This is a genomic window from Candidatus Parvarchaeota archaeon (assembly GCA_016866895.1).
Taxonomy (GTDB): domain Archaea; phylum Micrarchaeota; class Micrarchaeia; order Anstonellales; family VGKX01; genus VGKX01.
Map to the genome: position 1 here is coordinate 1 of VGKX01000184.1, position 2047 is coordinate 2047.

Sequence of the window (2047 nt, forward strand, 5' to 3'; positions counted from 1 at the left end):
TTCTGTCGGGCCGTTTAGCAAGGCGTTTTGCTCCCTTCGCATTGGAGATAAAATCTGGCTGTCAGGCCCCTACGGAAACGCATTTACCCTGCATGGAAAAAAAGTCATGCTTGTGGGGGGCGGCTATGGCACGGGTCCCATGCGCTACCTTGCGCAGCTTGCGGCGCTAAACGGCATTGAGCCAGTCATTGTAATGGGGGCGCGAAATAAGGAGAGGCTTATGAAGCACCCAGGCAATGTGCGAACATTTGTCTCAACAGATGACGGCTCTGAGGGCAGGAAGGGAATGGTCACTGAGCTGATAAATCATTTGCTTGGGCTTGAAAAGTTTGATGCTATATATGCCTGCGGCCCTGAAAAAATGATGGGCGCCATTGCAAAAATTGCGGAGGAAAAGGGCATTAAATGCCAGTTGCTGCTTGAAAGGTTCATGAAATGCGGCTTTGGCATGTGCGGCCAGTGCTCAATTGGAGAGGGCCTAGTATGCGTTGACGGGCCGGTGTATGATTCTTCCATTGCAAAGCATCCGGAGTTTGGCAAGTTTCACAGGGACAGGTGCGGGCTTAAAGTCAAGCTCTAAATTCGGAAAAAAGGTGTCTTGATGATAATAACAGGCGGAAAAATTGCAACACAAAAGGGGCTGGAAGCTGCAGACTTGCTTATTGATGGGGAAAAAGGCACCATTGCAGGCATTATGAAAAGCAAGTCAAGCGCAAAATCGGCAAAGGGTTCAGGAAACTCTGATGAAGGTGAAGAAGGCAAAGGCATTTTTGACGCCACCGGCCTTGTGATTTTTCCTGGCGGCATTGACCCGCACGTGCATTTGCGCGACCCGCAGTCGCCCCAAAAGGAGGACTTTTACACCGGCACCTGCGCCGCACTTGCAGGCGGCTACACAACTGTGTTTGACATGCCAAATTATTTTGGCCCAGCTACAACCACCAAATCTGCCTACAAGCAAAAGCTGGAAATTGCCAAGTCAAAGGCAGTGTGCAACTGGGCGCTGCACTTTGGCGCCACAATGACAAACCACGATGAGGTGGCAGCGGCAAACCCGCCAAGCATAAAGGCGTATCTTGGGGAAACAGACTCGGAGCTTACCTTTGAGCGCCTTGACGGTCTCCTTGAGCACTTTGAAAAATTCCCAAAGGAAAAACCAATCTGCATCCATGCAGAGGATTTGGATGCGCTGAGGTATTTTGCAAAAAGGTTCCCAAAGGAGAGGTTTTCAGTCCAAAGGCCTTCAGTCGTCTCCCAGGCTGCAAGTGCTAGGGTTGCAGCGCTTTCAAGCTATTTTGGCAGAAGGATTCATCTGTGCCACGCCTCAACAGTGCAGGAAGTGCTCTCAATCAAGCAAAACGCGGGGGCAACTGTCGAGGCAACCCCGCACCATCTGTTTTTGGACGCGCAATATGAAAAAAAACTTGAAGGCAATCTGCACCATGTCAAGCCTGCCCTGCGGCCTGCAAATGACGTGTACTTGCTTTGGAAAAACCTGCAGCAGATTGACTGCATGGCGTCTGACCATGCGCCTCACACACTTGAGGAGAAGCGGGATGGTGCAAGCGGCTTTCCTGGCCTTGAGACAACCCTGCCTTTGATGCTCTGGGCTTACAGAAGAAAAATCGTCACAATACCTACCATCCTGCGCCTGTGCATGGAAGGGCCTGCAAAGGCATTCAACCTAAAGGGGCGCGGCAGCATAAAAGAAGGGTTTGCAGCAGACCTTGCACTATTTGACCTGAATGAAAGCTGGAAAGTAAAAGCTGAAGACCTGTTTACAAAATGCGCCTGGTCCCCATATGAGGGCATGGCAATAGGCCCGCGCCCAAGAGCTGTTTTCCTTGCCGGAAAGCTTGCATATGAGCGCGGCAAGCGCAGCTTGGGTGCAGGCCCAGAAGACACCAGGGGCCAAGTCCTTGCGAAAAAAGGAAACGGGAAACCAGTGGCATAACCGGCCTTCCCATTTTCCCAATCCTACTTTTTCCAAGAGCTGGGGACTAAACTGAACACAGCCTTCTGCCTAGCCGTATTCTATTTCAATCAG

2 protein-coding genes are annotated in these 2047 nt (G+C 51.1%); both read left to right on the forward strand.

The window, feature by feature from the left end; translation table 11 throughout:
- Positions 1-580, forward strand: a 580-nt coding sequence (locus FJZ26_05720; GenBank protein MBM3229906.1) for a dihydroorotate dehydrogenase electron transfer subunit, incomplete at its 5' end; no start/stop codon positions are given.
- A gap of 21 nt (positions 581-601) precedes the next feature.
- On the forward strand, positions 602-1954 hold the full coding sequence (locus FJZ26_05725; GenBank protein MBM3229907.1) for an amidohydrolase family protein: 1353 nt from the start codon (positions 602-604) through the stop codon (positions 1952-1954).
- Positions 1955-2047: the final 93 nt, after the last annotated feature.